This is a genomic window from Raineyella sp. (assembly GCF_034933565.1).
In the GTDB taxonomy this organism is placed as follows: domain Bacteria; phylum Actinomycetota; class Actinomycetes; order Propionibacteriales; family Propionibacteriaceae; genus Raineyella.
On the sequence record NZ_JAYFNG010000030.1, the window covers coordinates 52,071 to 68,338 of the forward strand.

The 16,268-nt window shown below is 69.6% G+C and carries 15 protein-coding genes; 7 read left to right on the top strand and 8 right to left on the bottom strand.

The features are described 5' to 3' along the window. Positions 1 to 72 precede the first annotated feature (72 nt). From VB059_RS09585 to VB059_RS09620, 8 genes are all read right to left on the bottom strand, one after another. A complete protein-coding gene (locus tag VB059_RS09585) occupies positions 73 to 909 on the bottom strand; it encodes a hypothetical protein (RefSeq protein WP_323421799.1) in 837 nt (278 codons plus the stop codon). Positions 910 to 979: 70 nt separating this feature from the next. Further along, positions 980 to 1,387, bottom strand: coding sequence for a VOC family protein (locus tag VB059_RS09590; RefSeq protein ID WP_323421800.1), 408 nt, complete (start codon positions 1,385 to 1,387; stop codon positions 980 to 982). A gap of 38 nt (positions 1,388 to 1,425) precedes the next feature. After that, a complete protein-coding gene (locus VB059_RS09595; RefSeq protein WP_323421801.1) occupies positions 1,426 to 1,986 on the bottom strand; it encodes an AraC family transcriptional regulator in 561 nt (186 codons plus the stop codon). Then, positions 1,979 to 2,614, bottom strand: coding sequence for a class II aldolase/adducin family protein (locus VB059_RS09600; RefSeq protein WP_323421802.1), 636 nt, complete (start codon positions 2,612 to 2,614; stop codon positions 1,979 to 1,981). Before VB059_RS09600 ends, VB059_RS09595 begins: the two co-directional genes overlap by 8 nt. A 1-nt stretch (position 2,615) precedes the next feature. Beyond that, a complete protein-coding gene (gene lsrF, locus VB059_RS09605) occupies positions 2,616 to 3,500 on the bottom strand; it encodes a 3-hydroxy-5-phosphonooxypentane-2,4-dione thiolase (protein WP_323421803.1) in 885 nt (294 codons plus the stop codon). A gap of 187 nt (positions 3,501 to 3,687) precedes the next feature. Further along, entirely contained in the window at positions 3,688 to 4,092 is a 405-nt protein-coding gene (locus VB059_RS09610) for a cupin domain-containing protein (protein WP_323421804.1), read from the bottom strand. Between the two features lie 146 nt (positions 4,093 to 4,238). Further along, the gene (locus tag VB059_RS09615; RefSeq protein WP_323421805.1) at positions 4,239 to 6,227 is read right to left on the bottom strand and encodes a bifunctional aldolase/short-chain dehydrogenase; all 1,989 of its coding nucleotides are present in this window, start codon (positions 6,225 to 6,227) and stop codon (positions 4,239 to 4,241) included. Positions 6,228 to 6,352: 125 nt separating this feature from the next. Further along, positions 6,353 to 7,102, bottom strand: a complete 750-nt coding sequence (locus VB059_RS09620) for a GntR family transcriptional regulator (protein ID WP_323421806.1) — start codon at positions 7,100 to 7,102, stop codon at positions 6,353 to 6,355. Between the two features lie 122 nt (positions 7,103 to 7,224). Here VB059_RS09620 and mtnA point away from each other — a divergent pair, with 122 nt between their 5' ends. The 7 genes from mtnA (at position 7,225) to VB059_RS09655 (ending at position 16,000) form a co-directional block, all read left to right on the top strand. After that, complete coding sequence (gene mtnA / locus VB059_RS09625; RefSeq protein ID WP_323421807.1) at positions 7,225 to 8,277, top strand: S-methyl-5-thioribose-1-phosphate isomerase; 1,053 nt, start codon at positions 7,225 to 7,227, stop codon at positions 8,275 to 8,277. Positions 8,278 to 8,355: 78 nt separating this feature from the next. Further along, complete coding sequence (locus VB059_RS09630) at positions 8,356 to 9,468, top strand: substrate-binding domain-containing protein (protein ID WP_323421808.1); 1,113 nt, start codon at positions 8,356 to 8,358, stop codon at positions 9,466 to 9,468. Positions 9,469 to 9,535: 67 nt separating this feature from the next. Further along, complete coding sequence (locus VB059_RS09635; protein ID WP_323421809.1) at positions 9,536 to 11,158, top strand: sugar ABC transporter ATP-binding protein; 1,623 nt, start codon at positions 9,536 to 9,538, stop codon at positions 11,156 to 11,158. A gap of 2 nt (positions 11,159 to 11,160) precedes the next feature. Then, the gene (locus VB059_RS09640) at positions 11,161 to 12,342 is read left to right on the top strand and encodes an ABC transporter permease (protein ID WP_323421810.1); all 1,182 of its coding nucleotides are present in this window, start codon (positions 11,161 to 11,163) and stop codon (positions 12,340 to 12,342) included. A gap of 54 nt (positions 12,343 to 12,396) precedes the next feature. Next, on the top strand, positions 12,397 to 13,725 hold the full coding sequence (mtnK, locus tag VB059_RS09645; RefSeq protein ID WP_323421811.1) for an S-methyl-5-thioribose kinase: 1,329 nt from the start codon (positions 12,397 to 12,399) through the stop codon (positions 13,723 to 13,725). Then, positions 13,725 to 14,150, top strand: coding sequence for an RbsD/FucU domain-containing protein (locus VB059_RS09650; RefSeq protein ID WP_323421812.1), 426 nt, complete (start codon positions 13,725 to 13,727; stop codon positions 14,148 to 14,150). Before mtnK ends, VB059_RS09650 begins: the two co-directional genes overlap by 1 nt. A 47-nt stretch (positions 14,151 to 14,197) precedes the next feature. Next, positions 14,198 to 16,000, top strand: coding sequence for a dihydroxyacetone kinase family protein (locus VB059_RS09655; protein WP_323421813.1), 1,803 nt, complete (start codon positions 14,198 to 14,200; stop codon positions 15,998 to 16,000). Positions 16,001 to 16,268 lie beyond the last annotated feature (268 nt).

The following is a 16,268-nucleotide window of genomic DNA, read 5'->3' on the forward strand; positions in this document are numbered from 1 at the left end:
CGATGTCACAGGCCCGGCGATGTCACAAGACCAGCGATGTCACAAGACCAGCGACCGTCACAGATCGGCCGCTCAGCCGACGACCGAGCTGACCCAGATCAGCGTCTCGTCGGTGAACCGGGGCGACTCGCTCTCCCAGTCGCTGGTGCCGCCGTCGTCGGGCCCCCCGGTCATGCCGTGGATGACGCCGTCCGCCGTGTACCACGGTGACCCGCTCGTCCCGTCCGGCAGGTCGCAGGAGTCTGCGGTGATCCCGCCGGGCTCCACACTCACCGGTAGCCCGTCGCACCCGGTGAGCTCATCGCTGTCACTGGGATATCCCCGGATCGACACCGTGCTGCCGTCCGCCACGGCGGTACCGACGGTGAAGCCGCCGCCCACGGCCGCCTCGAGGTCGCCGTCGACCTGCAGCAGGGCCAGGTCCTCGGTGGCGGCCCCGGCGGGCAGGTCCCCCTGGGGGGTGACCCGGTCGACCACCGACCAGGTACGTCCCGCGGCATCGATCGACTCGGGCGTGTCGCAGTGCGCCGCGGTGAGCAGCCAGGAACCGCTCGGGGTGTCGAGCACCGCCGCGGTACAGGTGGTCCGGACGATCCACGCGTGCAGGTCGGCGGCGGTGGACGCCGGCCGGGCGGTGAGAGCCGTGGTGGGTGCCGCTGCGCTCGGGGTCACCGTTGACGTCGGGGTTGCCGCCGCGCTCGGAGGTGGGGCCGCGGCAGGAGCCGGGGTCGCGTTCAGGGGCGTGGCCGGGGTCACGGTCGGGACCATGCTCGGGGTCACCGCGTGCCGACCCATCAGGCCGACCAGGAAGTGGGCGTGGGCGACCGCGGGCACCGCGAAGGCAACGCCGGCCAGAGCGACCCCGGCCGCTCCGCCGGCGATCACCCGTCGGCTGATCCCGGCCCTCATGGTCCTGTCTCCTCCTGGCTCGCCCGACCCTGCCAGCCCAGTCTGGCACGGTGCCTGTGACGGGCGGATGTCAGCGCTGGTTGATCCGGACCAGGGTGCCGGCGGGGTCGCGGACCGCGAAGTCACGGACCCCCCAGGGCTGGTCGGTGGGCTCCTGGACGATCTCGGCACCGCTCGCCTCGACCTTGGCGTACGTCTCCGCCAGGTCGTCGGTGGCGAGCAGGACCATGGCGTAGCTGCCCTTGGCGATCAGTTCACTGACGGTCCGCTTCTCGTCGTCGGTGAGGGTGGGGTCGACGTTCGGCGGGGCCAGCACGATGTTGGTGTCGGGCTGACCGGCCGGGCCGATCGTGAGCCAGCGCATCGCGCCGGAGCCGACGTCGAGGCGCACCTCGAAGCCGAGGGTGTCGCGCCAGAACCCGAGGGACGCCTCCGGGTCGGTCTGCGGGAGGAACGTGGAGTGAATCGTGATGTCCATGACTCCACGCTAGGAGCAGGGGCCCCGGCGATGCTTCTTCATTCCTGACCGTTGTCCCGGGTGGGGCGGGCCACCTGCTTGACCACACAGGCCGGCAGGCCCGCCCACCGGGAAGCGGTGCGCTGGTACGTGCTCGGTGGCATGCCGACCAGTTCGGAGAACCGGGTGCTGAATGTGCCGAGCGAGGAGTAGCCCACCGCGAAGCACACCTCGGTGACGCTCAGGTCGCCGCGTTGCAGCAGCGCCATCGCCCGCTCGATCCGCCGTGTCATCAGGTAGCCGTACGGCGACTCCCCGTACGCCGCCCGGAACAGCCGGCTCAGGTGCCCCGAGGACATGTGCACCCCGCGGGCCAGTGACTCGACGTCCAGCGGCCGGTCGTATTCCCGGTCGATCCGGTCCCGGACACTGCGCAGCCGGGCCAGGTCGCGCAGCCGGGTGTCGTCCGGCCGCCGGGTGTCGTCGGTGCGGCGGTCGGTCACGCCCACGATGGTGTCACAGCTCGAGGTGGTGTCGCAGCCCATGGTGGTGTCGCAGCCCACGGTGATGTCGCCGCTCGAGGTGGTGTCACAGCTCGAGGTGGCCGCCGGCTCAGGCACCCGCGAAGAGCGTCCGGAGGGTGGTCACCTCGGCGTCCGGAAGGTCACGCCCGCGGCCGGTGAGGCTGAGGTGCCAGGTCAACTGCGCGGTGTACTCCAGCCGCTCCATCATCAGATAGGCGCTCAGCAGGTCGTGACCCCAGGTCAGGGCTCCGTGGTTCTCGAGGAGACAGGCACGGTTCCCGGCCACCAGGGGCACCACCGAGTCAGGAACGGCCTGGGTGGAGGGGGTCGCGTACGGTGCCAGCGGAACCTGCGGCATCGTGACCACGGTCTCGGGCAGCATCCTGGCCGAGATGGGCTGCCCCGCCACCGCCCACATCGTCGCGTACAGGGGATGAGCGTGCACCACGGCACCGACGGAGGGATCCTCGCGGTAGACCGCCAGGTGCATCTTGATCTCGGACGAGGGGGGCAGCGCCCGATCGTCCACCGGATCACCGTCCACGGTGACGATCGGGAGCAGGTCTGCGTCCATCATCGCCTTGCTCACCCCGGTGGGGGTGCAGATGATGCGGTCCTGTCCGAGGCGCACTGAGATGTTCCCATCGTTGGCGGCGACCATCCCCTTCTGCCAGAGCCATCGGCCGACCTGACAGATCTGCTCCCTGATCGTCGTCTCGTCCATCTCAGTCCTCGGCCCCTCCGGACAGCTCCGCATAGACCGCGGCCGCCTGGTCGGGGGTCAGGCCGTCGTGCACGACGCCCCGGACGGCCCGGATCATCGCCACGGGATCCTGGCGCTGGAAGATGTTGCGGCCCATGTCGACACCCGCGGCTCCCTGGTCGATGGCCTTGTACGCCATGGTCAGTGCCTCGCCGACCGGCAGCTTCTTGCCCCCGGCCATGATGATCGGGACCGGACAGGCCGCTACCACGCGCTCGAACCCCTCCTCGATGAAGTACGTCTTGACCATCTGGGCCCCGAACTCGGCGATGATCCGGGTCGCCAGACCGAAGTAGCGGGCGTCCCTGGTCATCTCCTTGCCGACCGCCGTGACACCCAGCACCGGGATGCCGTACTGCAGGCCGGCGTCGATGAGCGTGTTCAGGTTCTGGATGGAGCGGGACTCGTGCTCGCCACCGATGAAGACCTGCACCGCCACGGCCGCCGCATCCAGCCGGGCGGCGTCCGCCATCTCGACCGCGACGTGTTCATCGGACAGTTCCTTCAGCATGGACGGGCCGCCCGAGGCGCGCAGGACCAGCGCATTGTCACAGGACGCGGGGATGACGGACCGGAACGCGCCGCGGGTCGCCATCAGCGCATCCGCGTACGGGGCCAGCGGGACGATGGACAGGTCGAGGCGCTCCAGGCCATGGGTCGGCCCCTGGAAGTAGCCGTGGTCGAAGGCCAGCATGGTGGTGCGGCCGTCCGGCCCGAAGATCCGGGACAACCGGTGACGCATGCCGAAGTCGAGCTGGCCGGCGCCCTTCACCGGGCAACCTGCGGTCACCTGGGGCGAGTCGAGGCCCCAGTTCCGGGCCTCGACGGTGCTGTCTAGATCGGCCATGGGTGTTCCTTTCGATGGACGACGTGTCACGGCGTGACCTGTCGATGTGTGATGTGTGATGTGTGATGTGTGATGGGTTGTGCGTGTGCGTGTGCGTGTGCGTGTGCGTGTGGGCTACGTGCCCGTGCCCGTGCCGCGTGACGTGGTGGGCGACGCGGGCGGGGTGGATGGGGCGGGCCGGCGACGCTCACCGTGGAGGTGCGGGCACCTCGGGGCGTGCGGGGACCTCGGGGGCGGGCTGGCCCGGCGTCCAGGGCAGGTTGATGGTGTCGCCCGGGCTCTGGGGGGACTTGATGAAGACCATCTTGAACAGGCCGGGCGAGTCGTTGACGAAGTAGTGCATCTCGTCGGGCTGACAGCGGTGGACGTCGCCCGGCTCGAGGGCGAACGAGCGCTGGCAGTCGACCCACAGGGTTGCGTTGCCCTCGAGGATGATGAACGACTCGTCGCAGAAGTGGTGGATGTGGTTGGTCATCTCGTCGCCGGGACGCAGCGTCAGCAGGCCGATGTCGCTGCTGGGTCCCTGGATGACGTACGCCGGGCCCCAGTCGTCGTAGCGTGGCTTGAGGTCGTCAAGGCGTCCGGATTGCATGGTCGTGCCTCCTGGTGCGCAGGGGTGGGATGTGGCAATGGTGGGATATGGCAGTGGGATTGATGACCGCCCCGATCGGGCCGGCCCTTCGGGGGTCGTTCCGAGGGGCTTCTGAGGGCTCGTCCTGAGGGGGCGTGCTGAGGGGCTCAGATGACCCGTTCGTTGCCGCCGTCGATGGGGACCTGGGCGCCCGTGGTGCAGGCGAAGGCGTCGGAGGCCATGGTCAGGGCCAGTCGGCCGACGGCGGCGCTGGTGATCTCGGTGTGCATGAGGTTGCGCCGCTTGTAGTCCTCGACACTCATGCCGTAGTGCTCGGCCCGGGCGGCCAGCAGATCCGGGGTCCACAGCCCGGTGTCGAAGACGGCATCGGGATGGATCATGTTCACCCGGATCCGGTCCGCGGCCCATTCCAGCGCCGCCACCCGGGTCAGCTGCGCCACCCCCGCCTTGGAGGCCGAGTACGCCGAGGCGCCCGGCCCGGGGGCCTTGACGTTCTTCGAGGCGATCAGGATCACCCGCCCGTGCGGGACGGCGTTCGCCAGGGCGGGATGCGCCTGACCGTAGAGATCGGCGACCGAGTCGAGGTTGACCGCCATCGTGCGCCGCCATGCCTGCATCGAGAGATCGCCGAGGTTGGCACTCGTCGGGAAGATGCCGGCGGCCACGACGAGCACGTCGAGCCCGCCGAAGACCTCGAACTGCTGGGCCAGGGCGGCCGCGACGGCGTCGTGGTCGGTGACGTCCACCCGGATCCCCAGGTAGTCCTCGTCGTCGAAGGTCGACGCGACGCTCTCCGACATGTCCCAGCCCACGACGCTGGCCCCGGCGGCCAGGAGTGCCTCGGCGCAGCCCCGGCCGATCCCTGACGCAGCGCCGGTCACCAGGGCGACCTGGCCGATCAGCGGGCGGGCCGCGTCGGAGCGTCGGAGTTTGGCCTGTTGCGGTGCCCAGTACTCCAGATCGAAGACGTGGTCAGGCGAGGCCGGGCGGTAGCCGCCGAGGGCCTCCGCCTGTCGGACGGCTCGCATCGTGTGTTTCGTGATCTCGGCGGTCGCGGCCGCTTCGTGTCCGTTGCGGCCGAAGGTGAGCATCCCCAGCTCCGGGTCGAGAACGACCCGGGGGGCGGCATCGAGCATGGTCACGTCGTCGCGGCCCGTACGGTCCAGGTTGTCCCGGAACCAGGCCCGGTGGACCTCGGCGTAGCCGGCGACGTCGGGACCGATCATCGGGCGGTAGCGCGTCCAGATCACGTGGTCCGGGGTGAGCGGGCCGCGAGCGATGGCCGCAACGAGGTCCTGGTCGGCGGCGAAGGCGCGGACCTCAGGGCTGGTGTCCCGCCGCATCACCAGTGGCCGCCCGGCGAGCTCCGACACCTCCCGGCGCAGCCGGACCAGCGTCAGGGTGTCCGGCTCGGTCACCCCGTCGGGGGAGAACTCGTCGGCGGGAAGCAGGTCGGCGGGGAGCGGGTCGGGGAGGGGAGTGAGATGCGGCAGGGCGGCCCGGGCGCGCGACACCAGCGCCAGGTGCCGCTCCAGCGCCTGATCCGGGGTGTCGCCGATGGTGAAGAGACCATGACCCAGGACGATCATGCCGATGGTCCGGTCGGTGGCCTGGGCCTGCCAGGCGGCCGCGCAGGCGCTCACCAGCGCCGGGCCGGGCATGGCGTAGTCGACGATGACGCAATCGTCCGCGAACAGTCCGGTGATCCGCTCGGCCCCGCCCGTGCTGTTGCCGAGCGCGAGCAGCGCGTCGGCGTGGGAGTGGAGGACCGCGGTCTGGGGCAGCAGGACGTGGACCAGGGTCTCCACCGACGGATCTGCGGCGTCCGCGCGCAACAGTGCACAGCGCAGCTCGTTGGCGAGCTCGTCCTCGGGGACGACGACCGGGGGAAGGAGCCGGCGCAGTCGGTCGAGCCGTAGGGGCGCGAAGTCGGTGGGCCCGACGGCGGCCATGGGTAGTCCGCTGCCCTTCACGTGGATCACCGGGATCGACTCCCCGGTGAGGTCACGCAGCACGGACTTGACCGAGCTGTTCCCACCGCCCTGCAGGACCAGGTCGGGGTCGGCTCCGAGGGTTCGCGAGACGCGGGCGATCTCTGCGACAAGTGGATCGACGACGCTGTCGAGGCACGCCATGGTTGTCACCTTCACTTCGTCGTGGTTCGGCATGTTGTTTTACAACCTAGAAGCAGTTGTGCAACACGTCAAGATGCCTTCACGTACGACGTCGGGCGCGCCGTCCCGTCTGGATCGGCGGCCGATCAGTGCGGGGACCGGTAGACGGTGAAGTTGTAGCGACCTTCGATGAAGTAGGTCCGCGAGTAGAGCACGAGCCGGTCCATGGCGTCGTAGTGCAGCTGGTTGAGCAGCACGAAGAGGTTGTGGGCCGCCGACGATCGACCCCAGCCGATGTGGTCCGAATGGACGGCGTGGATCTCCGCGCGACCGTACGAGGGCTCGATGCCGAGTCGCTGCCGGAAGCACTCGAACAGTGAGCCGTCGAGCTGGTCGGGGTCGAAGGGATCGGGCAGCACCGACATCGGGATGAGGTCGTAGGAGTACGCCACCACCTCGCCGTCGGCCAGGATCGTCCGGCGCAGTTCCAGCACCTCGGCGTTGCCGGCGCAGCCCATCACCGCGGCCTCCTCGGGGAGCACCGGGCGACGGATCCGGCTGACGTAGATCATCCCCGGTTCGCGCCCGGTGGCGCGGATCGAGGCGGTGATCGAGTCCATCCGTTCCAGCCCTGCGGTGACCGCCGGCTGTTCGTTGACGAAGGTGCCGACCCCGTGCTTGGTGGTGACCAGGCCCAGGGCCTCGAGCTCGCGGAGCGCGGCCCGCACGGTGGGGCGGGAGACGCCGAACCGGGCGGCGAGGTTGGTCTCGGTGGGGAGTCTCGAGCCGACGGGGTGTTCGCCGGCGGCGAGTTCGCCGCGCAGCTCTCCGGCGATCCGGTCGACCAAGGTTGTCCGCGAGCTCATATCGGTGTTGACCTGACTGGAGGTTGGCATGTCTGATTGCCAACAGTGTAGGACCTTGTCAGGTCAGTTGACAAAAAATCGTTGACAACTGTTCCGAGTTGTCTCTACTGTCGAGCCAGAGATCGGACAACGTCGTTCGAAGGGCGAGTCTCATGGTGAGAGCACTGCAATGGATCGATCGACCCGAAGGGATTCGGCTCATCGATCAGACGCTCCTCCCGGGGGAGGAGAAGTATCTCGACGTCTGCACGGTGGACGTCCTGGTGAAGGCGATCAAGGACCTCGCGGTACGCGGCGCCCCCGCCCTGGGGGCGGTGGGTGCGTACGGTGTGGTGATCGCCATGAAGCAGGGACAGGCCGAAGGCTGGGACCGGGCCGCGGTCGAGCGAGCTGTCGACCGGGTCCGTGACGCCCGCCCGACGGCGGTGAACCTCGCCTGGGGAGTCGATCAGGTCAGAGGCCTGATCCCTCGCGGGGCCGATGCCGTCCTCGAGGCGGCACACCGCATCGCGGAGGAGGACGAGGCGGCGAACCGGAAACTGGCCCGGATCGGGGCCGACTGGATCCTGCGGACCACCGGGCGGGACACCGTCCGCGTGGTGACCCACTGCAACACCGGCGCGCTCGCCACCACCGCCTGGGGGACCGCGTACGGCATCATCCACGAGCTCTTCGACCGGGGGGCTCTCGAGATGGTGTACGCCGACGAGACGCGGCCGCTCCTGCAGGGTGCCCGGCTGACCAGCTGGGAACTCACCCAGGACAGCATCCCCCATGTCGTGGAGGCGGACGGTGCCGCCTCCAGCACGATCCTGCGGGGCCTGGTGGATGTGGCCATCATCGGCGCCGACCGGATCGCCGCGAACGGGGACACCGCGAACAAGGTCGGGTCCGTGGCGCTGGCACTGGCGTGTCAGCGGGCGAACATCCCCTTCGTGGTCGCCGCGCCGAGCTCCACCGTGGATCTCGACACCGCCAGTGGTGAGGACATCCCGATCGAATTGCGCGACGAGGCCGAGATCCTCGGCTTCGGCACCGAGCGGTCGACTCCCGCCTCGGCGCGTGGCTTCAACCCCGCGTTCGACGTCACCCCCCATGACCTGATCGCCGCTGTCGTCACCGAATGGGGCGTCGTCGAGCCGGCCAGGACCCCCGATCCCCGACTCCTCAGTCGCATCGCCGGCCTGACCACCACGTGTTCGTGACCGATTGCACGACACCGATGCACAACACCGGTGCACAACGATGTGCCCCGGACGAACGTAAGGGAGAGATCTTCGATGATGAAGAGGAAGGCAATCGCCGGTGGGCTCGTCGCCCTGCTGATGCTCGGCGCCACCGCTTGCAGCCAGGGAGGTGCGGCGGCCGGAGGGTCGTCGCCCACCGCCAAGAACGCGGACGCGGGGACCGTGAAGTCCGCGTCCGCACCCCTGCCGGCCCCGTTCAACGCGGGCGAGGTCCATGTCGCCATCGTCCAGAACACCGGCCAGGGTGACTATTTCCAGCAGTACCTGAACGGCACCCGGCTCCAGGCCAAGGCGCTGAACATGAAGCTCGACGTCTACGACGCCCAGGGCGACAATGCCACCCAGGCCAGCCAGCTCGACCAGGCGATCGCCTCGGGCGCCACCGGCATCATCGTCCGGCACGGCTTCGCCGACACGTTGTGCCCGGGAGTGAACAAGGCCCTCGACAAGGGCGTCAAGGTGGTCATCTATGACGTCGAGATCCAGAAGTGTGCCCCGCGGGCGGTCCAGACCCAGCAGTCGGACGCGAAGATGGCTTCACTCGTGCTGGACCAGATGGCGAAGGACGTCGGCAAGAACGTCAACGTCGGGTACGTGAACGTCGCCGGCATCGCCCCGCTCGACCGCCGCGACGTCGTCTGGCAGCAGTACAAGAAGGACAACAGCTGGACCGAGAAGTTCAAGACCGGCAAGTACACCTCGAGCTCGGCGACCGACTCGGCCCCGATGGTGGACAACGCGCTGAAGGCCAACTCCGACGTGGTCGCCGTCTACGCGCCGTACGACGAGCTGAGCAAGGCCACGCTGAGCGGTCTGGACCAGAACCCCCAGCTGAAGAGCAAGGTGAAGGTCTACGGTGCGGACATCTCGACCGCCGACATCGAACTGATGAAGGCGCCCGGCAGCCCGTGGGTGGCGACCGGTGCCACCGATCCGAACGCCATCGGTGCTGCCGTGACCCGGACCCTGGCCCTCGACATGGCCGGACAGCTCAGCACCCTCAAGGTCGAGTTCCCGCCGATCCTGGTCACCCAGCAGACGCTGCGGGACAAGAACATCAACAACATGAACGACCTGCGGGCGGCGGAGCCGTCGCTGAACATCTCCGACGTGTCCTCGTCCGCCTGGATCCCCGCGGTCCAGTTCTGATCCCGTGCTGGTCGGGCCTCTCCCCCGGGGCCCGACCAGCCGTGGAGCCCAAGTGCTTGGAGGAAGAATGCACAACGAAGTGCACCCTGACAAGAGAGCCGGCGATGAGCGCGTCCGCGATGAGCGCGTCCGCGATGAGCGGGCCGGCGATGAGCAGGTCCGTGACGAGCAGATCGGCGACCACCCGGACTTCGCCCTCGAACTGCGTGGGATCACCAAGTCCTTCGGCACCAACAGTGTGCTGAAGGGCGTCACCCTGGCGCTGCGTCCGGGGACCGTCACCGCGCTTCTCGGCGCCAACGGGGCGGGCAAGTCGACGCTGATCAAGATCCTGGCCGGGGTCTACGAGGGCGGCGATGGCGAGATCCTGGTCCATGGCCGCCCGGTGGAGATCACCGACCCGATGTCGGCGGCCCGCAACGGCATCCAGACCGTGCACCAGCGGATCGACGAGAGCATCGTGCCCGGGCTGACGGTGGCCGAGAACCTGCTGTTCGAGGACATCGTCCACAACACCGTCCCGCGCGTGCGCTCGCTGCGGAACCTGCTGCCCCGGGCACGGGAGGTCAGCGAGATCCTTGACCTGCACTGGTCGGACGCCATGTTGCGCAGTGACGTCTTCGAGCTCGGCATCGCCGACGCGCAACTGCTCCTGCTCGCCAGGGCCCTGTCCAAGCATCCGTCCGTGCTCGTCCTCGATGAGCCGACCTCGACCCTCTCCCAGACCGAGGCGGATCGGCTGTTCGATGTCGTCCGGCGGTTGCGCGCCGACGGCGTGGCGATCCTCTACGTCTCCCACCACCTCAGCGAGATCAAGTCCCTCGCCGACGAGCTGGTGGTGCTGCGCGACGGCCAGATCAAGGACCGGCAGTCGACGCCCGTCGATCTGCCTCGCGCGGTCCGCTCGATGCTCGGCGCCGATGTCGCCGTCGAGGTCCAGAACCTCACCGAGCACCGGGGCCACGACGTCGCCCTGGAGCTGCGCGGTGTCCAGCTCCTCAAGCGTTCGCGGCCGTTCGACCTGACCCTGCGGTACGGCGAGGTGACCGGCGTCCTGGGCCTCATCGGGGCCGGCAAGTCCGAACTCGCCCGGGGGATCTTCGGAGTGGCCCCGCTGCGCGCCGGGACGATGAGTCTCGACGGCAAGGCGTACGCGCCCCGGTACCCGGGCGAGGGCGTCCGCAAGGGCGTCTACCTCGTGCCGGAGGACCGCAGCGCCGAGGCGATGCTGCCCGGCTGGTCGTTGGCCCGTACGGTGAGCCTCCCGTTCATGGGGGAGATGAGCGACGGGGGAGTGATCAACCGCCAGCGGGAGAAGCGCCGGGCCGGGGCGGTGATCGAGGCGTGCAGCGTCGTCACCACCGGCAGCGACCAGACCCTCGACGCGCTCAGCGGTGGCAACCAGCAGAAGGTGATCGTCGGCCGTTGGCTCGAGGGGCGCCCGCGAGTCCTGTTGATGGACGAGCCCTTCCGGGGCGTCGACATCGGTGCCCGCCGTGACCTGTCCCGTAAGGCTCGCGAGGCGGCGGAAGCGGGCGCCTGCGTCGTCGTCCTGTCGAGCGACGTCGACGAGATCCGCGAGGTGGCGGACCGGATCCTGGTGATGGTCGAGGGGCAGATCACCCTCGACTGCTACTCCTCCCAGGCGGACGCCGACTCGATCATGACCAGCATGTCGGAGGTGGCATGACAATGACCCAGCAGGATATGACCCAACAGGACGTCACCCAGCAGGACACGACCGGGCCGGACGCCGTCCGGCCCGGCGCAGGGGCCCGGTCGCGCGTCGCCCGGCAGCGCTCGACGGCGAAGAGCCCGACCGGCAAGGGACCGGCGGGGAACAAGGACAGGCCCCGGGACGAGGACCTCACCGTCGCCATGCGGTTGCGCGACGGCGTCGTCAAGTACGGCTTCGTCGCCGTCACCGTGGCCCTCTTCATCTACTTCGCGGCCAGCGAGCCCTCCTTCTCCACCGGCCAGTCGATCTTCGCGATGCTGAAGTTCGCGTCCACGACGGCGATCCTCGGGCTGGCGATGACGTTCTCGATGGTCGTCGGCGGAATGGACATGTCCATCGGGTCCCAGGCCGGACTCGCCGTGCAGATGGGCGCGATGACGATGGTGTTCTACAACATGACCGGGTCCACCGCGGTGATCGTCGTGCTCCTCACCGGCCTGCTGGTGGGGCTGCTCAACGCGTTCCTCATCGTCGTGTGCAAGATCCCGGACCTGCTGGCCACCCTCGCGATGATGTTCGTGATCCAGGGCGCGAAGCTCATCCCGGTGTCGGGCCAGTCCGTCTCCGGCGGAATGGTGCTCCAGGACGGCTCGGTCGCCCCCGGCAAGTTCACCCCCGGATTCCTGCAGATCGACCGGGGCATGATCGGGCCGATTCCGATCCCGGTGATCATCATGCTCGTCCTCGCCATCGCCTCCTGGTTCTTCCTCAGCCGGACGAAGTGGGGCCGGGTGATGTACGCCGTCGGTGCCAATCCGGAGGCCGCCCGGTTGGCCGGCGTCCGGGTCGGTTTCTACCGCGGGCTCGCGTACGTGATCTGCGCCGAACTCGCCGCCGTCGGCGGCCTCATTCTGGTCAGCCGGATCGGCCAGGGCGACGTCAACGCCGGGTCGTCGAGCCTGCTGGAGGCGGTGGCCGTCGCGCTGGTGGGGACCTCCGTGCTCGGCATCGGCAAGCCGAACGCCTGGGGCACCATCCTCGGCGCGCTGCTCGTCCAGATCGTGCTCACCGGCCTGACGATGAAGGGCTTCCAGTACTACCACCAGGACACCGCCAAGGGGCTGGTGCTGCTCGTGGCTCTGTTGTTCTCCTACACGGTGTCGCGCAAGCGGGTGCGCTACACACCGGCCACGTGACGCCGGACGGATCGTTCGACTCTTTCCGAAGATGTGAAGAAGGTTTGAACAAAAATGACTGAGACTGACTACGAATTCCTGACGGAATCCTCCCTCGGGGACTACATCAGGTCGAAGCCGCATCTCGCCGCGCGCATCGATGTCGATCATCTGGTCCGCTGCGATGAGGTCGGGGACGGCAATCTCAACATGGTCTTCCTGGTCGAGGACCGGCAGGGTCGCGGACTGTGCATCAAGCAGGCCCTGCCGTGGGTGCGGATGACCGGCGAGGGGTGGCCGATGACACCTGACCGGGCCAGGCACGAGGCCGAGTCGCTCATCGCCCACCACGCGCTGGTGCCCGACTTGGTGCCGGCGGTCCACGAGTTCGACGCCGATCGGCACATCATCGTGATGGAGGACCTGTCCGACCACGAGGTCTGGCGCGGTGCACTGTGCCGCGGTGAGCAGCACGAGGGTGCTGCCGCTGCCGTGGGGACGTACGTCGGCGCCGTCGCGTTCGGCACCGGCCTGTTCGGCATGGACCGCCACGAACTGGCCGAGGCGATCGCCCGGAGCGTCGACGCGGACCTGTGCACGATCACCGAGGACCTGGTGTTCACCGAACCGCTGGTGGACGCCGGCCGCAACGTCGTCCTGGCCGCCAACGAGCCCGATGTCGCCGAGTTCCAGGCCGATGTGGAGATGATGCGGGCGATGGGGCAGGCCAAGTGGATGTTCATGACCCACGCCGAGGCGCTCATCCATGGCGACCTCCACACCGGGTCGGTGATGGTCCGGCGCGCGCCGGGGAGTGGGGCCACCGACTCGGTCAAGGCCTTCGACTCCGAGTTCGCCTTCTACGGGCCGGTGGCGTTCGATCTCGGCGCCCTGTTCGCCAACTACGTGATCGCGGCGGCGCGCGCCTACGCGCTGGGCGAGGACGCGCGGGCGGAATGGTGCCTGGGGCTGGTCGAGGAGACCTGGACGGGGTTCGAGGCCGAGTTCCGCCGCCGGTGGCCCGGCCGGGTCGACCCGCGGGTCTTCGGCGAGGACTTCCTGCAGCGTCGGCTCGCCACCTGGCGCTCGGAGGCGTGGCTCTTCGCCGCCGCGAAGATGTCACGCCGCATCATCGGTGCCGCCAAGACCAAGGACATCGAGTCGCTCCCGGAGGACCTGCGCGAGGGGGCCGCCCGCGGCGTGCTGCGGGTCAGCCGACGCCTGGTCCGGCTGCGTGACGTGGACCCGAGCCCCGCGCACCTGAGCGCGATCGCCGCGGAGGAGCTGGTCACGGCAAGGACGAACGGGGCCCGGGCGAGCGGTTCCGGGACGGACAGTGCCGGGACGGAAGCGGCCGGGACGAGCGGGGCCAGGACAGGTACCGGCGACGCGAGGCGGTCCTGATGCTGAAGGGGCTCGATCCGTTGCTGGTCCCCGAGCTCCTGCTCGCCCTGGCGCAGATGGGGCACGGCGACGTCGTGGCCGTGGTGGACCGCAACTTCCCCGCCCACTCGGTGGCCCGGCGGACCGTGGAGCTGCCGGGCAGCACCGCGGAGCAGGTCGTCCGGGCGGTCTGTTCGGTGCTTCCGGTGGACACCTTCGGGACACCGGCCGTGGTGCACATGCTCACGGCGCAGGGTGAGGAGTCCCCGGCCACGCCCGCCTGTCGTACGGCCTGGCGGAGCGCCCAGGCGGGACCGGTGGCCGAGAGCGGGGCCGGGCGTACGGAGTTCTACGAGTCGGCCCGTCGGGCCTATCTGACCGTGCGTACGGGCGAGACCCTGCCGTACGCGTGCTATCTCGTGACGAAAGGGGTGGTGACCGCCTGACCGAGGCCCGTACGGGCCCCGGGTCGGCGCGATCCGGAAGGTGTGCGATGCGCAAGATCATCAATGAGCCGACGGACTTCGTCGACGAATTCCTGGACGGGGTGCTGCTGGCCCATCCGGGTGAGCTGGTCCGTGTCGGGGACGATCAGCGGGCGGTGGTGCGGGTCGATGCCGGCCGGCCGGGCCGCGTCGGGATCGTCACGGGTGGCGGTTCGGGGCACCTGCCGCTCTTCCTCGGATACGTGGGGCCCGGCCTCGCCTCGGGATGCGCCGTCGGGAACGTGTTCAGCTCGCCGTCGCCCCGCCAGATCCTGGCCGCCACCCGGGCGAGTGACGGCGGGGCGGGCGTGCTGTACCTGTACGGCAACTACGGGGGTGACGTCTACAACTTCGACCTGGCGGCCGAGCTGGCGGGCGCCGAAGGCATCCGTACGACCACGGTGCTCGGTCGCGACGACGTGTCCTCGGCTCCCGCCGACCGGGCCGGGACCCGTCGCGGCGTGGCCGGTCTGTTCTTCGCCTACAAGGTCGCCGGAGCGGCCGCCGAGCGTGGTGACGACCTGGCCGCGGTGACTCGCGTCGCCCAGAGCGCGTGCGACGCGACGCGCACCATGGGGGTCGGGTTGTCGCCGACCATTCTCCCGGCGGCGGGCGAGCCGACCTTCGACCTGCCGGCCGGGCAGATGGAGGTCGGCATCGGCATCCACGGCGAGCCCGGGCATCACCGGGGCCCGCTCGAGAGTGCCGACGCCATTACCGATCGCCTCCTGGCCGGGATCGTCCCCGACCTCGGGCTCACCGAGGGGGACCGGGTCGCCGTGCTCGTCAACGGGCTCGGCGCGACCCCGCTCGAGGAGCTCTACATCGTCTACCGCCGGGTCCACGCGGTGCTGGGGGCTGCCGGGGTCGCGGTCGATCTGGCCTTCGTCGGGGAGTACGCCACCAGTCTGGAGATGGCCGGGGCGTCGGTGTCGGTCTGCGTACTGGACGACGAACGGGCCGGGCTGCTCGCCGCACCGGCCCACTCGCCGTTCTTCGGTCAGGCCGCACCGACCGGCGCGGGCTCCGGCCGGTCGCTGCCGGCCGACGACAGCCACCCAGCGGCGGGCTCGCGCGACGTCCGACGGGTGCCCGGCGAAGCGCTGGTCCCGCTGCTGCGCAGCGTGTGCGCCATGTTGCCCTCCCATGAGCCCGAGCTCCGCGAGCTCGATGCGGCGGTCGGTGACGGGGACCTGGGGATCACGGTCGCGGCGGGCGCCCGGGCCCAGGTCGCGGCCCTCGCCGCGATGCCCGACGATGCCCACCCAGCGGACGTCTTCAGGACCCTCGGGTCGGCCTTCGCCTCGGCCAATCCGTCCACTTTCGCGGCGCTGCTGGGCAGTGGCCTGATCGCCGGCGCGGCGGCGTTCGAGGACACCGGCCGGGTGTCGGCGGCATCCCTGCGGTCCGCTGTCGAACTGGCCATGGCCAGGATCGCCGACCTCGGCCACGCCGAGGTCGGCGACAAGACCGTGCTCGACGCGCTGGATGCCGTACGCCGGACGCTGGCGGACCATGCCGAGCCGGACCATGCCGGGCCGGATCCTGCCGTGTTGGACCATGCCGGTCCGGGTCATCCTGAGCCGGGTCATGCCGGTCCGGGTCATCCCGGGTCGGCCCATGACCTTGCCGGTGCCTGCGCGGCGTCGGTCGCGCGCTCGATCGACACGGCCGCGACGAAGGCTGCGGTCCACGGTCGGGCGGCCTGGCTGGGGCAGCGATCGGCCGGTCGTCCCGACCCCGGGTCGGTCGCAGTGCTGCGCTCGGTCGAGGACGTGGCCCGGGCGATGGAGCGTCTTACACACGTGTGATTCTCCACAATGGGGATAACCGTTGTGGATAACTACATCGGTGTGACTTGCCTTGTCAGCCTGCGTTTTCTGGAGTTGGTCGGATCCGGTCCACAGGGTGTAGCCCTCGGCTTCCACAGGGTGTGGCCCCCGGCTTCCACAGCGCGTGGTTCTCGGAGGGCCACAGCACGCGGTCGTCGGCGGGTTCCGACCCGGTGTGGTCGTCGGAGGGTGCCCAGACGACTGCGGTCCGGTCCTGTGTCGGGGCGCCCCCGGGGGCGCCCCGACA

Coding starts and splice junctions, on each gene's coding strand:
- VB059_RS09585 (WP_323421799.1), bottom strand. CDS start 909: ATGAGGGCCGGGATCAGCCGACGGGTGATCGCCGGCGGAGCGGCCGGG.
- VB059_RS09590 (WP_323421800.1), bottom strand. CDS start 1,387: ATGGACATCACGATTCACTCCACGTTCCTCCCGCAGACCGACCCGGAG.
- VB059_RS09600 (WP_323421802.1), bottom strand. CDS start 2,614: ATGGACGAGACGACGATCAGGGAGCAGATCTGTCAGGTCGGCCGATGG.
- lsrF (WP_323421803.1), bottom strand. CDS start 3,500: ATGGCCGATCTAGACAGCACCGTCGAGGCCCGGAACTGGGGCCTCGAC.
- VB059_RS09610 (WP_323421804.1), bottom strand. CDS start 4,092: ATGCAATCCGGACGCCTTGACGACCTCAAGCCACGCTACGACGACTGG.
- VB059_RS09615 (WP_323421805.1), bottom strand. CDS start 6,227: ATGGCGTGCCTCGACAGCGTCGTCGATCCACTTGTCGCAGAGATCGCC.
- VB059_RS09620 (WP_323421806.1), bottom strand. CDS start 7,102: ATGCCAACCTCCAGTCAGGTCAACACCGATATGAGCTCGCGGACAACC.
- mtnA (WP_323421807.1), top strand. CDS start 7,225: ATGGTGAGAGCACTGCAATGGATCGATCGACCCGAAGGGATTCGGCTC.
- VB059_RS09630 (WP_323421808.1), top strand. CDS start 8,356: ATGAAGAGGAAGGCAATCGCCGGTGGGCTCGTCGCCCTGCTGATGCTC.
- VB059_RS09635 (WP_323421809.1), top strand. CDS start 9,536: ATGCACAACGAAGTGCACCCTGACAAGAGAGCCGGCGATGAGCGCGTC.
- VB059_RS09640 (WP_323421810.1), top strand. CDS start 11,161: ATGACCCAGCAGGATATGACCCAACAGGACGTCACCCAGCAGGACACG.
- mtnK (WP_323421811.1), top strand. CDS start 12,397: ATGACTGAGACTGACTACGAATTCCTGACGGAATCCTCCCTCGGGGAC.
- VB059_RS09650 (WP_323421812.1), top strand. CDS start 13,725: ATGCTGAAGGGGCTCGATCCGTTGCTGGTCCCCGAGCTCCTGCTCGCC.
- VB059_RS09655 (WP_323421813.1), top strand. CDS start 14,198: ATGCGCAAGATCATCAATGAGCCGACGGACTTCGTCGACGAATTCCTG.